General features: G+C 44.9%; 2 protein-coding genes. Both read right to left on the bottom strand.

The window, feature by feature from the left end:
* Window positions 1-18: 18 nt before the first annotated feature.
* A complete protein-coding gene (locus AWJ19_RS11430; RefSeq protein WP_068723818.1) occupies window positions 19-900 on the bottom strand; it encodes an IS3 family transposase in 882 nt (293 codons plus the stop codon).
* A gap of 8 nt (window positions 901-908) precedes the next feature.
* Complete coding sequence (locus AWJ19_RS11425) at window positions 909-1,205, bottom strand: transposase (RefSeq protein WP_068723816.1); 297 nt, start codon at window positions 1,203-1,205, stop codon at window positions 909-911.
* Between the last annotated feature and the right edge of the window lie 75 nt (window positions 1,206-1,280).

The raw sequence follows: 1,280 nt of genomic DNA, 5'->3' as shown, positions 1-1,280 counted from the left end.
GTAATTAAAAAGCAATATTTAAGCAGCCTGAGTTCGGTATTCATAAGGACTCAGGTTGTTTAATTTCGTTTGGAAACGTGCATGGTTGTAAAAGCGGATATATTGCTGCACAGCATGCCTCACCTGCTTAGCAGAGTGAAAGGAGTGGAGATAGAAACACTCGGATTTAAAATGACCGAAGAAGTTCTCCATACAGGCATTGTCCCAGCAGTTACCCTTTCTGGACATGCTTGCCTTTATCTCATATCGCTCCAGTAGTTTACTGTATTGGCGGCTAGTGTATTGAAATCCTTGGTCGCTGTGCAAAAGAACACCTTTGGTGTCCCGCCGTTTTCTCGCCTTTTTGACTGTATCCAACACCAGCTTTAGATCATTCCGCGAGCTAATCTGGTACGCTACAATTTCATTGTTAAACAGATCTTTAATCGCAGACAAGTACAGCCTTTGTCCACCGAAGATAAGGTACGTAATATCCGTGACCCACTTCTGGTTCGGCTGCTCTGCTGTAAACTCTCTATTCAGGTGGTTGTCAGAGATCACGTAAGCCTCTTTCTTGCCATAGTAAGGTCTTTTCCTCCGAATAACTGCTCGAAGTCCCAGCTCGCCCATGAGTCGCTGTACACGCTTGTGATTCATGTGAATGGCGTAGGTACGCTTTAGCCATACCTTCACTCTGCGGTATCCATAAATGCCTTTAAGCTTCTCGTGGCATTCGACAATTTTAAGCTTCAACGCTTCGTCTTCGCGTTGCTTGGGTGAAACGAACGTTTGCCGGTTCAACCACTTGTAAAAACCACTTCTAGATACCCCAGCCAGATTGCAAAGCAGGGTAAGGTTGTATTTCTTATGAAGCAATTCCTTAATGACTGCAAACTTTTTGCTGCTCGGAACAGCGTCCATTCCTCCTTTCACATCTGTAAGAGCTTTTTTAGCATTTCATTTTCTACCTCAAGGCGCTTAATCTTGGCCTCTGGATCTTCAGGACGTGTTCGGGGTCTGCCCATGCCTGGCCCTTTTGCCTTCCCTCTCTTTTCTCCAAGGCCCTTTACTCCCTCTGCCTCAAAGTGCTTCACCCATCGGCGAACCAGTGAATCGTTAATGCCCATTTCACGCGCGACACTTTTATACCCCAATCCCTTTTTGAGATAGAGGTCAACTGCCTTTTTCTTGAACTTCTCATCGTACGTTCTTCTCATTTCGCCCATAAAAAAATCCCCTCCATAGTAGACAGATTAAACGGCTTGCTTTTTTCTGTCTACTATAGGGGGATCATATCAAAA

It is taken from the genome of Paenibacillus sp. DMB5 (assembly GCF_001517085.1).
Lineage (GTDB): Bacteria > Bacillota > Bacilli > Paenibacillales > Paenibacillaceae > Paenibacillus_AQ.
This window is presented reverse-complemented; position numbering and strand designations above follow the sequence as displayed.

Excerpts from the sequence above, each read along its gene's own strand:
- AWJ19_RS11425 (WP_068723816.1), bottom strand. The coding sequence starts at position 1,205 with ATGGGCGAAATGAGAAGAACGTACGATGAGAAGTTCAAGAAAAAGGCA.
- AWJ19_RS11430 (WP_068723818.1), bottom strand. The coding sequence starts at position 900 with ATGGACGCTGTTCCGAGCAGCAAAAAGTTTGCAGTCATTAAGGAATTG.